This is a genomic window from Priestia sp. YIM B13486 (assembly GCF_042787865.1).
In the GTDB taxonomy this organism is placed as follows: Bacteria; Bacillota; Bacilli; order Bacillales; family Bacillaceae_H; genus Priestia; species Priestia megaterium.
Genome location: NZ_JBHZOZ010000010.1, coordinates 60077 through 81247 on the forward strand (window position 1 = coordinate 60077; position 21171 = coordinate 81247).

The window sequence follows — 21171 nt, forward strand, 5'->3', positions numbered from 1 at the left end:
ACTAGAAAGGAATAGTTAAACATATACTCTAACACCGGTGTATATAGGGATGTTAAGTATAGGCGTATCTTTTTATAAGGGCCAAATATATGTTGAAGGTTATAAAAAGTGGCAGCTTAGTATGAGAAGTTGCCACTTTTATTTTACATGATCAGTACCATTATTTGTGATACAAGAATCTAAAAGAGAATCCTTAATTTCTGCTTTCATATTCCATGATTTTAATACTTCTGTTTCAAATCTTTGTATATCTTTAAAGCTTGTTCATACGTATTGTTGTTCGAAGCAATTTGATAATTTTTTGTACTATCATCTGTATGAAAAATCCCCTTATCATCTATCATTAAAGTTCCCGAAATTTTATCATGATAGACAAATATTATTGATATTGCCTTATCATAATTCAGTTGTTGGTTGGTTTGTCCTATGTATTGAAGTTGATTATAAGAATTAACAAGTGATTGAACACTTTCTTGCTCAACTTTATTATATCCCTCATATAAACTTTGCCCTAAACCAATATCAACGTAATCTGCTTTGATTCCCTTTACAGAGTTATTACTGCATCCATTTATAATAAGGACTATTATTACAATGCTAAGAATAAATAATGATCTTTTCATAATTTTAATCCCTTCAAATTATTAGTGTTATTAATTTTTAAGCTTTAATAAACACGCCACTATCTTTTTTACTTAGACCTATATATTTAAAATACCTCCTAGAATTTTTTTGTATTATTAATGGTAACATTTATTTTTTAATTTAAATTACTAAAGTGTAAAACTAATTCAAACTTCCCAGAGCGCACATTATGGTAAATAAAAATGTATATATTACTCGCTTAAAAACAAAGATTTCATTTTAATTTTTTCTATTTTATGAAATAATTGTATGGTTCATTTAAAATATGACAATTAAATTTATAGGGAGAAGAAAAAATGAAATCAATAAAAAATATTGTATTTTTTGTGCTGTTGTTATTTATTATTTCAGCTTGTTCTAATTCAAAAGATATAAAGCTTTCAAAAGCAGACGCTATAATAACTAATAACAAAGACCTTGTAGGAGAAACTGTTAGAACCATAGGAGAAGGTAAGAGTCAAACAACTGTGGACACGGTGTTATACTATACGTTTGTAGTAAAGAACAATTCTAATAAATCTATATCTAATGAAGACTTGAACCAGATAAAACTAAAAATAAAACCTAATCAAGAATTACTATCAGTTGTAGAAGATACAGTAGGATCTAACATTTATAACGTTAACAAGAGCAAAATAGGAGGGGGCCAAGGAATAGAGGAGATTCCAGCTCATGGTACTGGAAAGTTTACTATTTATTATAACTTAAGTACAGATAAACAGGGGAATAAACTACCTTCTATACCTACTAAAGAGGAGTTAAAAAGAATAAAGGAAAATGCTTTAAAATCTACACTTGTTGTCTCAGAAAATGGAGAAGAGATTGCTCACTTCAATTTAAATAAAAAGTAGTATGTAATTTAGAAATACATAGAGTAATTAAAGAGAAGACCATTTAAATGGTCTTCTCTTTAATTACTACAGATAAGCTTTATTATCCTAATCAAGGATGCATAGAATATATTACTTGAACCTAACTAACTTTAGATTTTTCATTCATAGATTCCATCCTCTAGAAAAGATTAAAAATGTTATTTTTTTATTAGAGCAGATATACTTATTACGACTTTGGTTATTTCCGACAATCTTAATTATGGTACTTATAAAAAATAATACCTTGTAATAAAAGGTATTATTTTTTATAATCAACAAAGAGGTGGAAAATTTGGAAATTAATAGAGAGATCTTAAAGGGTCATATTGATACGTTGATTTTGTCGTTACTTTATCAAAGGGATATGTATGGTTATGAATTGGCTAAGATTGTTCGAGAAAAAAGTGATGAACAATTTGAACTGAAAGAAGGAACTCTTTATTTGTCTTTAAAGAGATTAGAAAAGAATAATTGGATTTCTTCTTACTGGGGTAGTGAGCAAGGTCCTGGCGGAAGAAGAAAGTATTATAAGCTTACCTCCTTAGGTAAGCAAGGCTTTGAAGATAAGCGTTTAGAATGGCAATTTATAAAGAAAATGATGGATTCGTTTTTATGGGGAGGAACTAAGTGAAGAAAATAGAAGCATTTGTGGATTCTATGTATCTAAATGTAGACGGAGATAAACAAGAAATCGACGAATTAAAAGCAGAAATGAAAAATCATTTGTTTGAATCAGTTCAGGAGTTAAAAGAAGAAGGAAAAACAGAACAACAAGCTATTACAATTGCGATTCAACGGTTTGGTGAAGAAAAAGAAATGCGCGCTGTTATTGGACAATTGTTTGAGATACAAAAAATATTTGCAAAGCGTGTGCTTTACATAGCAATAGTCTGTTTAATATTAACAATATCAATGGGTAGTTTTCTTTGGGAAATTGACGATTCAACTGCTCAAGGATTATCTGAAACAAGTACATTAATATCTAAGGAATTAGAAAACAAAGACGTTATGACCTTCAGTATGAAAAGGAAAATTGAAACTTTAGTAGAGGATACGAATTATATATCTGAAGTCACTATCTATAATTCAAAAGATATAAGAAGTGTTAGCCAAAATTCTGGTGAGTATCATTGGAAATCACAGAATCCAGATTTTCAATATCAAAGAACGATTTGGGCTCCAAAATGGCTAGGTGTGGATTCTTCCACGTCTGGAAATGGAAATGAACAATGGTTTGTACTAATAGAGAGTAGAAGTTTTGATCAATTACAGGTAATTGTAATATTTATGGGTGGAGCTATTTACTGGACGCTGTTCACTATTTGGGCAATTATTAATGCACACCATCAAAAACGGTTACGAATTGGATGGATTTTTATATTTATAGGGCTTAATGTTTTAGGTTATTTACTTTATTATTTTACAGGAATACGGAGCGTTTCTTCTAAAGAGCATGAGGATTTATATTAAGATTCTGTATCCTCTACCTCAAAACTAATATATACACTTATAAACTAATATGGTAAAATTACTCATATTTTGTCGTTAGGAACTTAGATTTTGTTGGAGGTTACAAATGAGTTACGGCGTTTCAGTATTTTTTATATTAGTGCTTATGTGTATTATTGCAAGTCAGTCTTACTTACCAAAATGGTTAAAGTGGTTAGTTGGTGTCTACTATTCTTTAGGAATATTACTTTTTAGTTATCTTCAAACTCGTTTAGCCGATAAATGGTATGTACATACTCCTGTTCCAGACGAGTATTGGGATGCAAATTCAAGATTAACAGATCTATTTGCTGCTGTGTTCTTTATACCCGTCTGCATACTTTTTTTCATACTATATTATAACTGGTTCAAAAAACTAAAAAAGCCCCTACATCGTGTGTATTTGGGAATTAGTGTGGTTCCTGTTTTACTTATAGGTTTTGTATGTTTCTTTATGTTTGAATTCTTATATGGGTATAGGCCTTAAAATCATATTACATTTTACAACTCCAGAACTAAGCGTACAAAAAATAAACCTTTGCTAATATAAGCAAAGGTTTTTCAAATTTATTGGAATAGGGGGAGTACGTTATTAGCCTGGCCAGATTTGTAGATTCATATACATATACCTTAAAAACAAATGTTGTCATTAACTATATTTATAGAAAATAACCTCGACTCCGTTTTATTGTTCTTTAAGTAAATAATAAATTACTTCATTTATTATTAATGTTTTATCATTTACTCTAGGTGACGACAAATATATTGTTTTTCTACATTATAATTAATATCTATAATATTCTTTAACAAAATACTTTAAGTATTACTTTTATTATTAATAAAATAATTACATTCTACTAATTGATATTATAGTTTCTCCATTTAATGTACTTACATTAAAACTGTAGATTAATCTATAGAAATAATAAAACTAACGAATATCTCCTTATTTCGATAAATAGGAATACCTTATATTATGTATTACAAGAAATTTTTAATTTTATATAAACTTATAATAAGTTATATCTATTGCAATGGTTATAGAAAAAGGAGCATTGCAATTTAAAAAGTCACCTAACCTTATATGAGGCTAGGTGACTTTTGATTAATCATGGAATAACTACATAAAAAATTTATATGTAAATGAAAAACAATTAAATCTTATACTCACTGGGGATTAGTAGGTTCTGAGTAGAATTCGATAAGATCTCCTCTTGCTAACGTTTGATAATATTCAATAGGTCTTTCTAAGGAATCATAAGTGGTGCCTTCAATCGAAAGGCAGGGGGTTTCATTTCCGATTTTAAGTAATTTACTTTCAATCGAATCGGATAAAGATATTCGCATATACTGCTTTTGTTTAGCCAATTTTAACCCAAAAAATTCATCTAATATCTTATACAAGGATATTTTGTTAGATATATACTCTTCTATTTGCGAACAAAATTTGTATGGTATTTGACTTAACTCTATAGCAACTGGAATATCATCAATAATTCTCAATCTTTTTAAAGAAAAGACTTCTTCTCCAGTAGAAATATTTAATTTATTTGCTAGAAATTCATCCGCCTTTTCAATTTTTGCAAAGATTGTCTCAGTAGTAGGTTTTAATCCTTTATCCTCCATCCCTTTAGTAAAACTATTTACAGTTATAAAATTCCACTGAATTTTACGATTAGATATAAATGTACCTACGCCTACTCTTCGTTCTACAAACCCCTCCCTTTCCAAAGTAGATAGCGCATGACGAGCTGTCATTCTACTCACTCTAAATTTATCAGCTAACTCCCTTTCTGAAGGAATCTTATCGCCGTACTTAAGATTTCCATTTTTAATTTCCTCTATAAACATTGTTTTTAGCTTTTGATAATAAGGAACTCCATCAATTTCTTTTTCCATTTTCTACCCCATTCTTTACATTTTCAAATTATATGTGTTATTAATAGATAATATATATATAAGTAAAAGTTTACAACCTTGGCATAAAGCTACAATTAGTCAATCTTATTGGATAAATATTGGGTAACTTCAATCAATACCATTTAAAATAAAAAATACTTCAATATTTCTAATTATCTGTGGTAAGTATAAAATAAAATAGGGAACGGACTCAAATACTAAAAAGGACCGTCCCCTATAATTCACAGATACTCTAAAAAATCATACCAATTTTTTAGAGAGATTTTTTTTTTTACTTAATCCATATCCAAATGCACCGTAACTTTCACAGTTTTTTGCTGCTGCTATTGCCGATTGATACAATGCTTCATTTACATTATGATGTTGATGATAATGTGTCAAGAACATCGAGATAAAGGAATCACCTGCTCCTAGGGTGTCTATTACATTTGCTTCAACGATAGGCTGTTTATAAACTTGTTCATCTACTAAAAATAAGGCACCTTTTTCCCCTCTTGTAATTCCAATAACTTTTGTTCCTAAGCTTTTCACGTAATGCATTAACTCAATACACTCCGTTTCGTTTAATTCGCTTCCTGAGAAAAAGCCATAATCAACGTAGGGGCAAACCTCTTTAAGGTATGTTTCTTCGTGTCGGAAAGAAAAGTCAAAAGAAATAGCTATTTTTTCAGAGAGCATAGGTAACTCTTGTTCTATATGACTGTATAAACTTGTATGCATAAGATCATGAGTTGAAATATAGTTAAGGTCGGTTTTATCAAAGTTTAATTTTATTAGGGCTTGTACCCCTCCATTATTTGATCCAACAAAAGTACGATCGTTATCTTCATTAAGGGAGATTACAGATTCTCCATTTGGTCCATATGCTTTCCTGATTCTAGAGATATCAACATCTTCGGCCACCAAACTATTTACAATATGATCAGCCGCCATATCGTTTCCAATCACTCCAATATACGAGCTTTTCTCAACCCCATATCTTTTACATAAAACAGCTATATTCAGAGCGTTTCCTCCTGGATAAATTTCATCACGGTCTTGATAATAGTCAACTACGTTGTCCCCTATCCCTATTACCTTCATTTCCCTTCACCTCTGTATCTATATTTCATCTAATAATTAAGTTATTTAAAAAAAAGTGAAGGATCTTTTATTTAATTTAAAGATATACTACTTTCTTTAACCCTATAATTAATTTAAAGATCCTTTTTATTTCTAAATGTACTTTCTAGTTTCAAACAGCATTCCTTGATAATGTACTTAAAAACTTCCTGATACGTTCATTACCATTAGTAGTATGAAAGAACTTTTCTGGTGGTGCATCTTGAACAATTACTCCCTGATCAATGAATATGACACGGTCACCTACTTCACGAGCGAAGCCCATTTCATGGGTAACTACAGCCATTGTCATTCCTTCTAGTGCTAACTCTTTCATTACTATAAGAACTTCACCGACTAATTCAGGATCTAAGGCAGAAGTTGGTTCATCAAAAAGCAACATTTTGGGCTTCATAGCCAAAGCTCTTGCAATAGCAATTCGTTGTTGCTGCCCCCCCGAAAGAGAATGAGGATACTGATCGCGTTTATCTGACAGACCAACTTTCTTTAGCAAATATTCTGCTTCCTGGATTGCTTGCTCTTTTTTTATTTTCCTTACGTGAATAGGACCTTCAATAATATTTTCAAGAACAGTTTTATGGGCAAATAAGTGGAAACCTTGAAATACCATTCCAATTTCAGCTCGAAATTTGCTTAATTCCTTGTCATTTCGTGAAGTATGCTTTCCATTTATATCTTTATAGAGAATTGACTCTCCTTCTAGCCTGATATCTCCTTCGGTAGGGTACTCAAGGGCATTCATCATTCTCAGAAGAGTACTTTTCCCACTACCACTTGGTCCAACGATAACGACTACTTCACCTTTTCGTACTGATAAATCAATTCCTTTAATCACTTTTTTTTCATTAAAAGATTTTTTAATATTGGCTAGTTGTAACATTATTTTTATTACCTCGCTTTTCTAAATAATCTACAAGAATGGCAAGTGGATAATGTAGAGCCCAATAAATAATCCCGATCATCGTGAATATCTGTATATTTTGATACGTGGATGAAGCTAATAAATTTCCTTCATGCATTAACTCTGTCACTGTAATAACTGCTGCTAATGAAGAGTTTTTGATTAATACAATAGCTGAATTTCCGATCGCAGGAATGACATTTTTAATTGCTTGAGGGAGAATAATCCTACGCATTGAAAGAGAGTAATTCATTCCAATAGCCTTTGCTGCTTCCATTTGTCCTTTAGGAATGGATTTAATGCCTGCTCGGAATGTTTCAGCTAAGTAAGCACTCTCATTAATAGAAAGAGCAACAATAGCTGCCTGAAAAGCACTTAATGAAAGACCTAAATCCGGGAAAACGAAGTAAACGTACATCATTTGCACTAAGAGAGGTGTTCCCCTCACTATGCTGATATAAATACCACATACTTTATTTATAAATTTATTAGGGGTTATTTTACCAAGAGCAACCGTTAAACCAATAATAAGAGAGAGAATTAATGATATTATGGTTAATTCAACTGTAATAATGGTACCTTCAAGAAATCTTGGCGCAAATTCTCTCGCATTTGATAAAAAATCATTCATTTTTAGTCCCCTTCCTCTTCATTAATTAAAGTCCCAATCTACACCCCATTTTTTATAAATATCTTTAAGAGTGCCATCAGCTTTCATTTCTTGAATAGCTTTGTTAAATTTTCCAACTAATTCAGGACGATCTTTAGATACACCTATTCCCACTTTCCCAGTAAGAGAAGGAACATACCCCTCGACAATTCGATACTTCATATTAGGATTTTTAGCTTTAAAATAACTAAAAGTAGGAGCATCTGCCAAAGCTGCATCTATACGGTTTGTTTGAATATCTTTTAGTAAATCGGATAGTGTTTGGTAAGTCTTCACTTTTATATTTAAATCTTTATTTTCTTTTTCTAACATGTCTTTAAATGACGTTCCCATTTGAACACCAATTACTTTTCCTTTTAAGTCTTTCAATGATTTTGTCGTTTTATCGCCTTCTGGTACAATAAGGCCTTCACCAAAGCCAAAAACAGGATCTGTAAAGTTAATTTGTTTTTTTCTTTCGTCAGTGATATACATAGCATCAGCAATAACATCTGCCTTACCTGATTGTAAAGAAGGAATAAGTGAGTTCCATTCTCCAGTTGATATTTGAGTTTTTACATCTGATCTCTTCGCTACTTCATTAACAATATCGATGATAAAACCTTCAATCTTATTCGTTTTTGGATTTGTAGCATTGAATGGATATCCTCCAGCTGTAGTTATTACTTTAATTTCCTTATCATTTTTTGAAGCTTCTCCACTAGTTGATGTATTTTTTCCACATCCTACTACTCCAATAAGTAAAATAAGAGTTATACATGCTATTAGAATTTTTTTCATTACAAACTTCCCCCTATATTAAAGATGTTCTTATTTGTTAAACGCTTACAACTTGATTGTCATATTATTAGATAATATAGAAAATTCCTAAAGTTATAAGGATAGGGCTATCATATCACAGAAAAAACAAAATGGTATATACCAAATAGAATTTATTTAAATCACCACTTCAATTTAAACTTTCCAAACGTTTTCTTAGTTGGTAATGATAAAATAAAGGCTTCGGGGTCAATACTCTTTACTGCATGTGTTACTTCTATCCACTCTAATTCGATAATCAAACATAGTAACACCATTTTTTTCTTTTCTCTGTAGATATCAATATCTTTCCATGAAGTAACTTCTCTATCTAATTTTTTTGCTAGTACTGAAGAGACTTCTTCACCCTCGTTTGTAATAATCATGATGGCACTTTTCTCTGCAATGTTTAAAATAGCATCATATGTTTTGGTGCCCACAAAAAATGATAGGATGGTATACATAGCTAGTTGAATATCGAAAATAAGCGCTGAAATGGCTACAATAGTGGCGCTAAAAATCAAGCCAAACTTCCCTATAGAAATGTTCGTATACTTAGCGATAACACGAGAAAGTATATCAAGCCCTCCCACTGATCCGCCTAGTCTAAGAATAATAGCAGCTCCACTTCCTGAAATGATTGCTCCATAAATGCAGCACAATAATATATCATTAGTCCATACTAGGCGGACAGGAATCCACTCTAAGAAAAGAGAAGATACTATTACTGAAAATACAGTGTAAATAATAAACTTTTTACCAATATGAATGTATCCTAAAAACAGTAATGGAATATTGTAAACAAAATACTGTATCCCCATTTGCCATTCAAATAAATGATAAAAGATTGCACATATTCCGCCTAGCCCGCCAGCTAGTAAACTTGAAGGTGTTAGCAAGCAATTAGTTCCAAAAGCAAAAAGAAAACAACCTACTGTAATTCCTGCTAGTTCATAAGTAATTTGATACTTACGAGCCACACTAAAACACCCTTTCACACACTCTCTCAGATTATCTTCTGTTAACTCTTCATTAACTTTAAATTCATTATGCTCTAGGTCTAATGAATGGATGTTAAAGGGAAATTATTTTGTGATCAATACTTTTCCAAAAACTTTTTTTCATCAGACACATCTATTTGTACGTTTAAAAACTTTAAATTTCCAGAAAAGTATTGACGTATGTAGTAATTATTGATTCTTTTATTACTAAAATCTGTAGTTTAAGAAACTCACTTGAGGAGAACGCTTATATCTTATATCTTATATTCTCCTCAAGTTTAACTACTTCTTAATAAGCTACAGTACGGTAATACCTTCTTTTATCTAAGGAGTGATTGCGCTTATCTTCTAGGTGAACACTTACCCGTTGAAGTAGACTTCCTAAAACCAGTGGAGGGAAATATTGACGAAATTCTGGACTAATCCCTTCAAGCGTATAATCTTTAGTATCAAAAATCGTAAGCTTGTCTGTATATTTCTCAGCAAAACGCTCTACTCTATCAGCTAATGGTCTCGTTGCATCTTCCCCTTTAAGTAAGATAATACTCGTGTCTCTTTCAACCAGCTCAATTGTTCCGTGGAAAAATTCTGCTGCATGTACGGACTTCGTACGAATCCATTGCATCTCTTCCAATACGCACATACTATATGCATAAGTTCTTCCCCATGCTGTTCCAGATCCAATTAACATATGATAATCTTCATCCTTATATTTGTTTGCAAATTCTTTAGCCTTTTCTTCCACCTGTTCTTTTACTGAAATTAGATTTTCAGGCATTTTTTCTAACTCTGATACAAATTTATCGTATTTTGGGAATTCTCCGTTATTATGCATTAGTCTGAAGATAATCATATACATTTGAAGATTTATTGAATCTGCAGCATAGTCGTTTTCTGCGTAGTTAGCTATCGGATAATCTACGATGTTAGCTAATGGTGTACCCATTTCTCCTACTAACCCAATAGTAGTTGCTCCTCTTTCCTTACAATATTGTGCTGCTTCAACAGTCTCTTCTGTAGTACCTGATAGAGAAGAGAGAATAACAACTGAATTTTTATCAAATTGCTTATGACTCTGTAGCATAAATTCAGAAGCAATTTCAGCGTAAACAGGAATAGTTGAAGTAGAATTCCATATGTATTCAAATGGATACATGATAGCAATAGAACCCCCTGATCCAATAAGGAATAAGTTTTTAAATTCTTTTTTTGAAACTTCATCCATTTTCTTTTCTATTTCTGCTCTTAATAAAACTGCTCCATTTGTTACTTTTAAGTAGTTCTGTGGATTAAACTTTAACATTTAGCAATCTCTCCTCTTATTTTTTAAGTTAGCCACTCAATGGTATATACCATTGAGTGTAAAAAATATAATGGTATATACCATTTGTAATTTAGATTATAGCACGCAAAATTCTGGGTTTCAATAAAAATATTAAAAAATTCTGATAATTAAAATAACAACTGTTTCTTTAAGGCCATTGGTAATTCAATCCCCAACAACAATGATTGTTAAAAATGATGAATTATTGTTGTTTACAAAGCTCGTAAAATTATACTTTGGTGAACTAAATAAAACTTGATTCGAAAGTGTTTTTTTAAATCAATTTAGCTGTAAAAATAATATGCGGTCAATTTTGGTCTAGTACTTAAATAGTGTTTTTATATACTTTGTAGAAAAAATAGTTCATTTTCCTCGTTAAATGTATGTATAAATGGTTTTCTTTGATAATATAGCTAACATGTTCATAACATCTTCAATGGTAATGATTTAACTAGAATTATCGATCATACAACACACTCCTTTTATTTATGTTATCTAATAATTTATTATATTGTATTAATACAAAGTTACAGATTAAAAGTTTTTATAGTAGATGTGTAAATGGTGTAACTAACTTATAAAAGTTTAAGTTATATCATTTACTCTAAGTGACGACAAATAGATCATTTTTCTACAAGATGTGTAAATGATAACACTATTTTTTATAAAGTATTATACTATTTACTCTTATAAATAATATAACAATAAATTTTATCTATATTTAAAAGTAAAAAGTATTAATAATTTATTTAATAATTAATTTTAAAGCTATCTCACGTTTATTGTTTTTAGTTCGATGTTCGTTATGATGAGAATACGTTCCTTAATTTATACAAGTAGAATTTACCTTCAATTCTTTTGTTCAATAATTCCTTTACAATTTAATTTTCTAAATATTCGAGACGAATTAACTAAAAAGGTTAAATTATCCATAACCATCTTATATACTAATAATGAACCAATACACAATAAGAAAGAGGAGGAAGAAATCCTATGATAAGCATAAAAAAAGTTGCTTGTACTCATTATGGAATAAGAATGGACGTTTTTAAACCTGAGGAAATAATTAGCTTTAATCATTTGCAATCAAGAGGATACCTCACTTGTCCTTATTGTGGCGATATCGAAATCGCTCATGAATGCCAAGAAGGAAAATCAAGGTTTGTAGTTGCTGCTAATAGAGTTCATACTCATGATTGCCTCTCGAAAGAGTCATAAAAAATTAGTCGCTCTAAAAAGATCCATCCTTTTAGAGCGACTAATTTTACTTACACAAAAGTCTTTTCAAAATGACATATTTTATAGAAGAAACTCGCCAAAAAAGTAGCCTTTGCTCAACGGGAGCAAAGGCTTATTAGAATTTAGGCGGTTGGGAAATATGATATTAGTTTGAGCTAAATTAAAAAATCATCTCCCTTTTACCTAACCTTATTAAGTGACAAGTGTGTAAAAGCTATGATATGTTAGCATCTCTACATATGATCTAAAATTAGAGAATGAGGTGTTTGAATATGAATAAAACTGAACTAGTAGATGCGGTTGCTACACAAGCAGAACTATCAAAGCAAGATGCTAAAAAAGCTGTGGAAGCGTTGTTTGAGACGGTTTCTAACACACTTGCGAAAGAAGAAAAAATTCAGTTGATTGGATTTGGAACATTTGAAGTACGTGAACGTGCAGCCCGTACAGGTCGTAACCCTCAAACAGGTGAGGAAATGACAATTCCGGCTTCAAAGGCTCCTGCTTTTAAACCAGGAAAAGAATTAAAAGAAGCCGTTAAATAAATATGTCTTATAATCAGCCCTCTCTAGAGATAGACTTCTAAAGGGGGCTATTTTTCACGGTGAAAAACTTCTAAATACCTACACACAAATATTACCTAATCAAGGTTTCTATTTTCTTGTGTCGTCTTAGAGTTTGAGGTAGGCTCTTTGCCAAGTCCAGGTTTCCAATTACCTAACTTGTTTTTTAAGTAATCCTTTAAAAAATCACGTTTCTTTTTTCGTCTTTTATCCCTGTTTTTCATAAGTACTCACCACCTTTAGGTTACTTAATAGGTGCAATTTCTCCTTATTATAATTATGTTGAAAAATCCACTCCTTATGCTAAATCTATAAGTGAAGATACTTTTTCTCGTCGGTGAAGGGAATATCAGAGTATAAAAAATGCGGTGACTCCGGAAGAATAATAGAAAGAATTTTATTTTTCACTACATAAAAAGCTATCTATAGTCGATTAAAGTAAAGAGGATTAACTATTTAGTTGTAATATAGTGGATGGTCACTATAAAATAGGGTTTTAAGCTTAAAATAAACGGTAAATGATAAAAAGGATTTATGTAAGGAGGTACTATTATGAAAAAGTCTATAGCAGTTCTGCCAGAAGAGTGGATGAAGCTAGTTAAAGATGCAATGAATTCAAATGTGAGTAAAGAAGAATTTAAACAGTTTCTAGAAGCAAAATCTCAAGATAACACGATAGCAAAAAACATTAGATAGCGTGCCTATCTAATGTTTTTTGTTATCACTAGGTTTGTGTATTATCTAAGAATGCTTTTACTTCTTTAACCGATAACCCTACTTCCTTAGCCTCTTGGATAAGTCTAATCCATTCTTGGTCTAAATGTGGCGTTATTACTTCTTTTTTACTGTCCATAAACATAAATTCCTCCAGATTTTCAGGAGGCTCAGCTGTCATAGTCAATTGACTTTAGACCTGTAGCTTTGCGTCCTAGCTTTTCAACTAGTTTGCCTTTATCTGAATGTGTAAATTTATATAAATATTACTACATAATGGATGTTGAAATATGTCGAAATAAGTATTCTTATAATTATTTTCTGAATTAAATAACTATTCCTAACTCCAAAAACAATGCTGAGAGTTATCAGCTGGGAAGAGACGTAAACCAAGCGTACAATAAGGCCTAGTATTTTTAATACGTCTAAAAAGGATTGTTTATAAGATTAAATTGTCACTTTAAAAGGTAATTTGCACTTATTTTAAGTGCTATTTTGCATATTATTATAACATAAGATAAAAATAAATAAGTTATTGAACATAGAAAAGTGAACAGGGTTTTGTAACATTTTTGACAATAAAACACGCCTCTTTCAAATCAAGAAGAAGCGTGTTCAGAAAAGGACGAGTTTTGGAACAAATAATAAAATGTGTGCTTTTTTAACGTTGTTCAGCAATTGGGTAAGGGAGGTAATCAGATGGTTCATCTCGAAATTGTAAGTTATGCCAGAACAACATGCCGCAAATGAATATTGACCAATGGGATTATCTATTAAAAGGGATAAGATTGGAGGGAATAGAAAATGGATGTAAGGACACTTTTGTTACAACAATGGGCAAGCTGCTTAGATAAAGAAGACTGGTTTCCACCACTTGAAAAAGTACTAGAGAATATTACTTTGGAACAGGCAATTTGGAAACCAGTTGAAGGGGCACATTCCATTTGGGAATTAGTTTGTCATTTACTTTTCTATGAAAAGAGAATTCTGTTACGCTTTCTAGGTGAAACAGCAAATGAACCAAAGGCAGAAAATAATGGCGCTACATATCGATTACCAACTGAGACCTTTCAAAATTGGAAGGAAACAAAACAAGAATACTTTTCTGTTCATCGTGAACTTGAAAAAATACTAGCAAAATCAGAACTAGAAGATTTGTATAGACCGATTCCTGATGACAATCCATTAGTGCTTGAACTGAAGAGTTTAGCAATGCACGACGCATATCATATTGGGCAAATTGTATTCCTTAGTAAAATGCAAGGAGCTTGGGCAAGGAAACGCAGCTTTTAAAAAGTTTTATTAGCTTTACAGTTATTCCACTATAGAGCACTATTCCGAAGTGATGATAAAAGTCCAATTTCTTAATTTTAATATTGAGAAATTGGACTTTTTATATTTATTTATAGTGCAAAATATCGCTTGAAAAAGGTGCAAAATAACTCCTAAAGTGACAATTAAATAGACGCATTATCGTTTATTTTTTTACCGTCTAAAAAGGTGTACCTTTTTAGACTACCTATATTGGACAACCCTGAACATTAACAAAATAAAAGGCTACACCATAATGAAATGATGTAGCCTTTTATTTTTGAGTATTAGATAAAATTTGTAAAATATAATCAGTTTCGCTACAAATATATCACATTCATATGATTAATAAATAAATTTTTTTGGCGTTTCTGCATTTATCTAAACGTAACATTTTTTATGCAGTACGTATTATTTATCCAAAGCCCTTTTATTAGTTGTGCATCGGAAAGAGTCATTATGGGAACTTACTTATAATAAATTGCACTTAATAAAAAAAGAGCTATTTAAATGCTTAACTTTCCACTTATCCACCCTTCTACAAAATCTTTTAAAGAAGGTGCAGTCTGAGTTCTTTGATTGGTCTCATGATTCCAAACATAAATACCATTTTGTTTTATGGATCTATCTGATGTTGAATATCCAAACATATCGCCATTCCCTGCATCTGCGAAAAACAACAAATTGTTAAAAGGAATGTATGTGTCCTCCATTCTGTCTCCTAAACTTAAATTCTCTCTTATAATTTTCTCTATAGACCAAATTAACGAGCAACCATAACCATCATTTACACCATTTGTTTCATACAACAAATTTCTTAATTCTTTTGGGATCTGAATACTAAATAGTTTTTCTAGCACTTCTATGTCCTCTATGCTAGCCGGTTCTCCATATACACATTCTGTTGAAATATTTTGTATTAAATCCTTCCACATAGGCTCACCTTCCTTATTAAAAAATTATATGTTAAGTTGGTAAGATAACAAATAATTGCTTCAATTGCAGTGAGAAAATTCACAGCTTCAAAGACTGAAGGATGTTACGATGTATTTGACTTTTCTAACAAAAGGTCAGTCTTTCTTTGCATTATATAAGAACAATCACTCTGTAGTAATCTCTGTTTTTCTATGTTCAGAGATTTTTTCTGTGTTGAGAATACTTTCTAGTTGTGTCGGGTAGGAAGGCCCTCTCACGAGTGCCCCTCCTACCTGACTAAAAGGTTTTATGAGCTAAATCACTTCTAATACACATGTAATGATTCATAGAAAAAATAGAGTCTTTTTCTACATACGTTTAGAAAAATATTTCTCTTTTTACTTTTTAATATCAAATAATGCTCCACAAATTCGTGATTTTATGACTATTCAGGAAGTCACAATTTATAGGCTGCAAAAAACCCTTAATAAAAGGGTTCCTTAGCATGATGTTTCAGATATTTTATATCATGCAAACCGGTCTCTACTTCAAATCAACGAAAGATTTTGTGGAAATTTGCATTTACTTTTATTTGAAAAGAGTAAAATTATTTGATGATAATTTAGAATCTTTGTAAATTAATAGGAAGTTTTGTAGAAAGTATTTTATATACAGGAGAAAACTAACATAATGTATTTAATGTTAGTTTTTATAAGGAGTTTATTACAATCCATAATGAACACAATCTTTTGTTGTTTAGAAGAGAAGTGAATCGCTTGAGGGAAGAATACAAGAATTGGGAAAAGGAACTGTTTAAAAGTGAAATTCATAGGGATATTATATTATTGAGCGATGCCATAAAAGTTGATTATAAAATAAATAGGTAGGAAATATGCGTTCACTTATGTAATCAAATTTACTTATTTATTACACCAGTTTAACTTCATTTTCATTTCCTTGTAACTGGCATGCTTTATAATGAATTAAAGTAGTTGGACAATCATACGAAAGACCATTTTGAATTTAGGCGGTGGGATAATGAGCGAACAGCCCTATTCTGACATACAACGTAAAAAAAACTCGATTATAGATTCTTTAATCCATTTAGGAATCTATAAAAAAGGAAACAAACAGCTCTATGAATTAACATTACATGAGTTAGAAACAGAGTATCATATAGTTAATCCGGCAATCCAAGACCTATCTTTTTAAGTTTTTGCTAACCGCAATTCATTTGTTAAGAGGAGGGTTAATCTATGTTTTTGAAAAAACTAATCAAAAATGGTTTAATTACGGTTAATTATTATGAAAATGGGTCATTACAAACTTGTAAAGGCCGTGTTTATAATCTTAATCTCCATGAACAGACCCTGTCTTTAAAAGATGAAAAACAAAATATTTTCTTTATTCGTTTATCCGGTATTGAAGACATTTATTGATTTCCTTTATTTGATTTAAACTTAGTGAAGAATTTTCTCTATTTTTTATGATAAATGGTCACTTTGTATGTATAAGAAATTTCTAGTTAAGGAGCCATAAAGATATAAAAGTGAAATAAAAAAGGGGGAGGAATGATGAGAGAAACCAAACAAATATGGTCTGATTTTATTGAGGAGGACCAATTTGAACTACATTCGTACCTTACTTATTTATTTAAACAATGTGACGAGGAGAATCTAAGACAGTTAGAAGATGAAAATATAAAAGAATAAACCTATAAATAAAGCAAACTGGAAGGATAAAAAATGAAAATGAAAATAATGTAGGCGACCTTATGATTCTAATCGAATGAATAGGTCGTTTATTGCTGTTATAAATCTTTTTATAGGGAGCTAATTTGATGTCAAAAGAAAGCGTAATGTTAAATTTGAGGATTAATTTATGTAAACAGATTAAAGATTTACTAGAAGAAATAGAGCAGGGGAATTTAGTTTAAAAAAGAATATATATAAAATAAAACTTCCTAATTTTCTTTAAAGCTGGTAAGGAGAAAGTCTAATTATTAGTTTATCAATGATTCCTTTTTAGTCCTCTTAATATGGTATTAGTGCAAAAATCATCAAATCAAGCTAATTAAATTGCCCGTGGGATTAACACTCCTTTACTACAGGGATAACTTTTCCCTTCTCCACTATCTTCTACGCGTATTCATACAAGTTCCCGTTTTCTAATATAATACACTTATGTAACAGCTTCCCCCTGCAATATTACGTAGCATTTTCATTATAGAAAGTAGAGTGTTTCTTCTACACGCAGTTAAAAAGTGTTCTCGTTCAGTTTATAGTAACTATGTGGTATCCGGTTTTTAACCGTCTGAATTTTAGAAGGAGGAATCCATTGTGAATACAACTGTTAATGAATTGTATGATTTTGGAACAGTCGTAAAGGGGAAGCTATTAAATAATAATCTTTATGCTCATTATTTGAGTGATGCCATGAGAAGAGGAAATCATTTTGATTTTTTATATTATTTTTTGACAGCAACTGTAGATAGTCGAACACCTATACCTGAACATGTCTCTACTGTTTTTTTAAAGGTTCTTAGCAATAAAATAAAGTTGAGTGATCTTACTCCATTTATCATGGGAATGGTCGGGAAATAAACAAAAGTTAAGAGATATATGTCTTAACTCCTTTAATTGAGGCACCCATTTAGGAGTCGGTTAATAGTTCAGTTTAATCGGGATATGGATATGATTTAAAGATACGTCAATTACATTCGTTCCATTGATCAAATAAATCGATTAAATAACAGGAGGAGCACTTTATATGGATACTATATTAAGAGTATCATCAATATCAAATCCAAGTTCAGTTGCAGGTGCAATTACAGCCGTATTTAGAGAAAGAGGTAATGTAGAAATTCAAGTAATGGGAGCCGGCGCTTTAAATCAAGCGATTAAAGCTGTTGCGATTGCAAGGGGATTCGTAGCTCCCAGTGGTGTTGATTTGGTTTGTGTTCCTGGGTTTACATATATTTCAATCGATAATGAAGAACGAACAGGAATCAAATTAATTTTAAGCCCTAGAAAAAAACGATAGATTTGCGTTAAGTAAAAAGGACTTTTTAGCATGTTATTGCCGATAATTGCTGTTATACAAACTAAAAAAGCATATAGTATGCATTTTTAAATGCAAAAAAACTACCTCAGGTGAACTGCACCCCAATTGTTAGACAAAGAAACTCTAATGATTGGGGTGCTTTTATGTCTAGACATACATTTGAAGATAAGTTGAAGGCTATTGATTTGTACCTAAATAAGCGCAACTCATATAGGGAAACAGCCAAGTTAATGAGCGCCACTAAATCAGATATTATAAAATGGGTGGCATTGTATCAAAAACATGGAGAAAAGGGTTTACAGCCGACCTATACAAATTACTCTGTGAAGTTTAAAATGGACGTATTAACTTATATGGAAAAAACAGGAGCGTCTATTCGTGAAGCATCATATGTATTCAATATTCCTTCTTACTCAACGGTGGCGAAATGGAAAAGAACCTTTGAAGAACAAGGTAAGGATGGCCTGTTTCCTAAAAAGAGGAGTCGTCCAAAAATGAAGAAAAAGCCTACTGAAAATCTTGATACAGACAAGACAAATGAAGAGTTACTAAAGGAAAATGAATACCTACGAATGGAAATTGCGTATTTAAAAAAGTTAAACGCCTTAGTTCAAGCATCAAGGGAATCAAAGAGCGAGAAAAAGCCCAAATAGTGTTTGAATTAAGGCATGAATATAAGGTCGTCGACCTTATAAAGGTAGCTAAAATCGCTCGTAGTACTTATTATTACTGGACGAAAGCTTTTAAGGGTCCTGATAAATACAAAGAGATGAAACAACTAATTAAGCATATTTTTCATGAGCACCAAGGTAGATATGGTTACCGTCGTATTACCTTAGAGCTGAGTAGACTAGGGTATTCTATTAATCACAAGACCGTATATAGACTGATGAAAGAATTAGGATTAAAGAGCCTCGTGCGACTCAAAAAATATCGCTCGTACCGTGGGAAAACAGGAAGGATCGCTCCTAACATTCTTAAACGCGACTTTGAAGCGTCTAAACCAAATGAAAAATGGGTCACAGATATTACAGAGTTTCATCTGTTTGGAGAGAAGCTTTATTTATCCCCTATTCTAGATCTTTTTAATGGTGAAATTGTCTCTTATCATATAGACAAACGGCCTGTTTTTTCCCTTGTGACAACAATGTTGAATGAGGCATTTAATCACTTACAAGTCGGAGAACGTCCAATACTCCATTCGGATCAAGGGTGGCATTATCAAATGACAAAATATCAGCATTTACTTAAAGAAAACAATATTACTCAAAGTATGTCCCGTAAGGGAAATTGTTTTGATAACGCAGTCATTGAAAACTTCTTTGGTCTATTAAAATCAGAGTTACTCTATCTCCAAGAGTTTGAGAGTATGGAGCACTTTCAACAGGAATTAGAGAGGTATATTGTTTATTACAACCACAAACGAATAAAAGTAAAATTAAAAGGATTGACCCCTGTAGAATACAGAGTTCAATCCTCATTCGCTGCTTAGATAAAGGGTCTAATTTTTTGGGTTCAGTTCAAGGAGGTAGTTTTTTGAGAACATACACCATAATAAAATTGGAGTTGATGTTTCCATCTTTATAATCAATTTTAAATTTATAGTGGTTTTATTCATCAAAAACTATAGTTATTTAACAGCTTGTTTTAATTCCTTTCCTGCTTTAAAAGCAGCCACTTTCGAAGCAGGAATATCTACTTCTTCACCTGTTTGAGGATTACGACCTGTTCGTGCTGCACGGTCCCGCACTTCAAATGTCCCAAATCCAATCAGTTGGATTTTTTCTTTCTTGGCAAGTGTGTCATAAATTGTTTCCAGTAGCGCATTTACAGCGTTTTCAGCATCTTTCTGTGTTAGTTCTGCTTTTGTTGCAACAGCACTAACTAGTTCCATTTTATTCATATTCAAACACCTCATCCTATTATTTTAACTTAGTATGTAGAGGTGTTAACCTAGCTTCTACACACTTGTTACCTTATAATATTAGATAGAAAGTGAAAAAAACCTCTTTTTGTATGATTTACATACGAAAATTCATATATTGTTTGGTATGATAAATTCCGCATAAGTATACTTAGATGAAAAGTATAAGTATAATTTTATAGATTTATTTATCTATATATTTCAATTACACGTTGCTGTTTTAGTGGGTGCTTTTGATATGCCATTATTTCTGATCGTCATAATTTGAAAGAAAGTATTTAAGCGTGTGAATTTCTCCTGAAGCTAGAAGATCTTCTTTCATTTTCATAACTCGAAGTTTTATTGTGTCACCCATTGTCGGGAAATTCATCATATCAAACCTATCTCCTAAACCTAATGGAATATTTTCCCCGTGCATGCTTCCTTCTTTAAAAAATTCAGAGGCTGGACCTTCCATTAATAAATTTCCATCTAAGTAAAACTCTACTTTTTCTTTTCCTGTGATTTTAGCCATAGCTTTCACTACCTTTTCCATAAGTTACTTTCATTTAATGTTTTATATTATTCTGAATATTTTTGATGCCTATTTCCTATATTGGTTTAAAGATAAGTTAAATAAAATTGCAGGAAGTACAAATTGTATACCGAATTCTCTTTAACAAACAGAGTTCTTTTTAAACCCAAGAGTTTCTGGTATGTTG

At 31.3% G+C, this 21171-nt stretch carries 27 protein-coding genes and 1 riboswitch; of the genes, 14 read left to right on the top strand and 13 right to left on the bottom strand.

All coding sequences use genetic code 11. The features are described from left to right. Positions 1-221: 221 nt before the first annotated feature. Positions 222-623, bottom strand: coding sequence for a hypothetical protein (locus ACFX4G_RS21635; RefSeq protein WP_034652983.1), 402 nt, complete (start codon positions 621-623; stop codon positions 222-224). A 318-nt stretch (positions 624-941) separates the two neighbouring features. On the opposite strand from ACFX4G_RS21635, the gene ACFX4G_RS21640 reads away from it, so the two are divergent. From ACFX4G_RS21640 to ACFX4G_RS21655, 4 genes are all read left to right on the top strand, one after another. Continuing rightward, entirely contained in the window at positions 942-1496 is a 555-nt protein-coding gene (locus tag ACFX4G_RS21640; protein ID WP_377576829.1) for an ABC transporter substrate-binding protein, read from the top strand. 313 nt (positions 1497-1809) lie between these two features. Further along, on the top strand, positions 1810-2148 hold the full coding sequence (locus ACFX4G_RS21645; RefSeq protein ID WP_098622479.1) for a PadR family transcriptional regulator: 339 nt from the start codon (positions 1810-1812) through the stop codon (positions 2146-2148). Further along, positions 2145-2987, top strand: coding sequence for a permease prefix domain 1-containing protein (locus ACFX4G_RS21650; protein WP_342832011.1), 843 nt, complete (start codon positions 2145-2147; stop codon positions 2985-2987). The genes ACFX4G_RS21645 and ACFX4G_RS21650 overlap by 4 nt, the downstream gene beginning before the upstream one ends. A gap of 106 nt (positions 2988-3093) precedes the next feature. After that, positions 3094-3492: a hypothetical protein gene (locus ACFX4G_RS21655; RefSeq protein WP_053487885.1), complete on the top strand. Its 399-nt coding sequence runs from the start codon at positions 3094-3096 to the stop codon at positions 3490-3492. 680 nt (positions 3493-4172) lie between these two features. Here the strand turns inward: ACFX4G_RS21655 and ACFX4G_RS21660 are convergent. The 7 genes from ACFX4G_RS21660 to ACFX4G_RS21690 all read right to left on the bottom strand — a co-directional run bounded on the left by ACFX4G_RS21660 (position 4173) and on the right by ACFX4G_RS21690 (position 10720). Then, on the bottom strand, positions 4173-4904 hold the full coding sequence (locus ACFX4G_RS21660; protein WP_377576832.1) for a GntR family transcriptional regulator: 732 nt from the start codon (positions 4902-4904) through the stop codon (positions 4173-4175). 261 nt (positions 4905-5165) lie between these two features. Beyond that, a complete protein-coding gene (locus tag ACFX4G_RS21665; RefSeq protein WP_377576835.1) occupies positions 5166-6008 on the bottom strand; it encodes a PfkB family carbohydrate kinase in 843 nt (280 codons plus the stop codon). 151 nt (positions 6009-6159) lie between these two features. Next, positions 6160-6927 (bottom strand): amino acid ABC transporter ATP-binding protein, encoded by a 768-nt coding sequence (locus tag ACFX4G_RS21670; protein WP_182005969.1) that lies wholly within the window; start codon positions 6925-6927, stop codon positions 6160-6162. Beyond that, complete coding sequence (locus ACFX4G_RS21675; protein ID WP_098525984.1) at positions 6905-7579, bottom strand: amino acid ABC transporter permease; 675 nt, start codon at positions 7577-7579, stop codon at positions 6905-6907. Before ACFX4G_RS21675 ends, ACFX4G_RS21670 begins: the two co-directional genes overlap by 23 nt. 21 nt (positions 7580-7600) lie before the next feature. Beyond that, positions 7601-8398, bottom strand: coding sequence for a substrate-binding periplasmic protein (locus ACFX4G_RS21680; protein WP_377576839.1), 798 nt, complete (start codon positions 8396-8398; stop codon positions 7601-7603). A gap of 161 nt (positions 8399-8559) precedes the next feature. Next, entirely contained in the window at positions 8560-9396 is an 837-nt protein-coding gene (locus tag ACFX4G_RS21685) for a YitT family protein (RefSeq protein ID WP_377576842.1), read from the bottom strand. A gap of 310 nt (positions 9397-9706) precedes the next feature. After that, positions 9707-10720, bottom strand: coding sequence for an SIS domain-containing protein (locus tag ACFX4G_RS21690; protein ID WP_377576845.1), 1014 nt, complete (start codon positions 10718-10720; stop codon positions 9707-9709). Positions 10721-11734: 1014 nt separating this feature from the next. Here ACFX4G_RS21690 and ACFX4G_RS21695 point away from each other — a divergent pair. Together ACFX4G_RS21695 and ACFX4G_RS21700 are read left to right on the top strand one after the other, a co-directional pair. Then, entirely contained in the window at positions 11735-11959 is a 225-nt protein-coding gene (locus tag ACFX4G_RS21695; protein ID WP_218812954.1) for a hypothetical protein, read from the top strand. A 293-nt stretch (positions 11960-12252) separates the two neighbouring features. Then, a complete protein-coding gene (locus ACFX4G_RS21700) occupies positions 12253-12525 on the top strand; it encodes an HU family DNA-binding protein (RefSeq protein WP_377576848.1) in 273 nt (90 codons plus the stop codon). Positions 12526-12620: 95 nt separating this feature from the next. Here the strand turns inward: ACFX4G_RS21700 and ACFX4G_RS21705 are convergent, their stop codons facing one another. Next, on the bottom strand, positions 12621-12767 hold the full coding sequence (locus ACFX4G_RS21705) for a hypothetical protein (RefSeq protein ID WP_162837702.1): 147 nt from the start codon (positions 12765-12767) through the stop codon (positions 12621-12623). Between the two features lie 328 nt (positions 12768-13095). On the opposite strand from ACFX4G_RS21705, the gene ACFX4G_RS21710 reads away from it, so the two are divergent. Beyond that, complete coding sequence (locus ACFX4G_RS21710; RefSeq protein ID WP_080743158.1) at positions 13096-13239, top strand: anti-repressor SinI family protein; 144 nt, start codon at positions 13096-13098, stop codon at positions 13237-13239. 28 nt (positions 13240-13267) lie between these two features. Here the strand turns inward: ACFX4G_RS21710 and ACFX4G_RS21715 are convergent, their stop codons facing one another. Beyond that, positions 13268-13396 (bottom strand): anti-repressor SinI family protein, encoded by a 129-nt coding sequence (locus tag ACFX4G_RS21715; protein WP_218812978.1) that lies wholly within the window; start codon positions 13394-13396, stop codon positions 13268-13270. A gap of 22 nt (positions 13397-13418) precedes the next feature. Then, positions 13419-13503: riboswitch (cyclic di-GMP riboswitch) on the bottom strand. A gap of 558 nt (positions 13504-14061) precedes the next feature. Here ACFX4G_RS21715 and ACFX4G_RS21720 point away from each other — a divergent pair. Further along, positions 14062-14550: a DinB family protein gene (locus ACFX4G_RS21720; RefSeq protein WP_377576853.1), complete on the top strand. Its 489-nt coding sequence runs from the start codon at positions 14062-14064 to the stop codon at positions 14548-14550. Between the two features lie 524 nt (positions 14551-15074). Here ACFX4G_RS21720 and ACFX4G_RS21725 read toward each other — a convergent pair. Further along, complete coding sequence (locus tag ACFX4G_RS21725) at positions 15075-15503, bottom strand: SMI1/KNR4 family protein (protein WP_377576856.1); 429 nt, start codon at positions 15501-15503, stop codon at positions 15075-15077. A gap of 1018 nt (positions 15504-16521) precedes the next feature. Between ACFX4G_RS21725 and ACFX4G_RS21730 the strand changes: the two genes are divergently transcribed. From ACFX4G_RS21730 to ACFX4G_RS21755, 6 genes are all read left to right on the top strand, one after another. Beyond that, positions 16522-16695, top strand: coding sequence for a Fur-regulated basic protein FbpA (locus ACFX4G_RS21730; RefSeq protein WP_377576859.1), 174 nt, complete (start codon positions 16522-16524; stop codon positions 16693-16695). A 44-nt stretch (positions 16696-16739) separates the two neighbouring features. Continuing rightward, positions 16740-16922, top strand: coding sequence for a YolD-like family protein (locus ACFX4G_RS21735; RefSeq protein WP_029325259.1), 183 nt, complete (start codon positions 16740-16742; stop codon positions 16920-16922). A gap of 135 nt (positions 16923-17057) precedes the next feature. Beyond that, on the top strand, positions 17058-17195 hold the full coding sequence (locus ACFX4G_RS21740; RefSeq protein WP_377576862.1) for a hypothetical protein: 138 nt from the start codon (positions 17058-17060) through the stop codon (positions 17193-17195). Between the two features lie 627 nt (positions 17196-17822). Beyond that, the gene (locus ACFX4G_RS21745) at positions 17823-18086 is read left to right on the top strand and encodes a hypothetical protein (RefSeq protein WP_034652926.1); all 264 of its coding nucleotides are present in this window, start codon (positions 17823-17825) and stop codon (positions 18084-18086) included. A 166-nt stretch (positions 18087-18252) separates the two neighbouring features. Beyond that, complete coding sequence (locus ACFX4G_RS21750; RefSeq protein WP_377576865.1) at positions 18253-18525, top strand: stage V sporulation protein S; 273 nt, start codon at positions 18253-18255, stop codon at positions 18523-18525. A 164-nt stretch (positions 18526-18689) separates the two neighbouring features. Then, positions 18690-20038 (top strand): IS3 family transposase gene (locus tag ACFX4G_RS21755; protein WP_377576868.1). Its coding sequence is split into 2 segments (ribosomal slippage): positions 18690-19149 and positions 19149-20038, totalling 1350 coding nucleotides; the frame shifts between segments, so codons are not numbered across the junction. Positions 20039-20176: 138 nt separating this feature from the next. On the opposite strand, the gene ACFX4G_RS21760 is transcribed toward ACFX4G_RS21755, so the two are convergent. Together ACFX4G_RS21760 and ACFX4G_RS21765 are read right to left on the bottom strand one after the other, a co-directional pair. Next, positions 20177-20449: an HU family DNA-binding protein gene (locus ACFX4G_RS21760; RefSeq protein WP_097825604.1), complete on the bottom strand. Its 273-nt coding sequence runs from the start codon at positions 20447-20449 to the stop codon at positions 20177-20179. A gap of 265 nt (positions 20450-20714) precedes the next feature. Then, positions 20715-20984: a hypothetical protein gene (locus ACFX4G_RS21765; RefSeq protein WP_377576872.1), complete on the bottom strand. Its 270-nt coding sequence runs from the start codon at positions 20982-20984 to the stop codon at positions 20715-20717. Positions 20985-21171 lie beyond the last annotated feature (187 nt).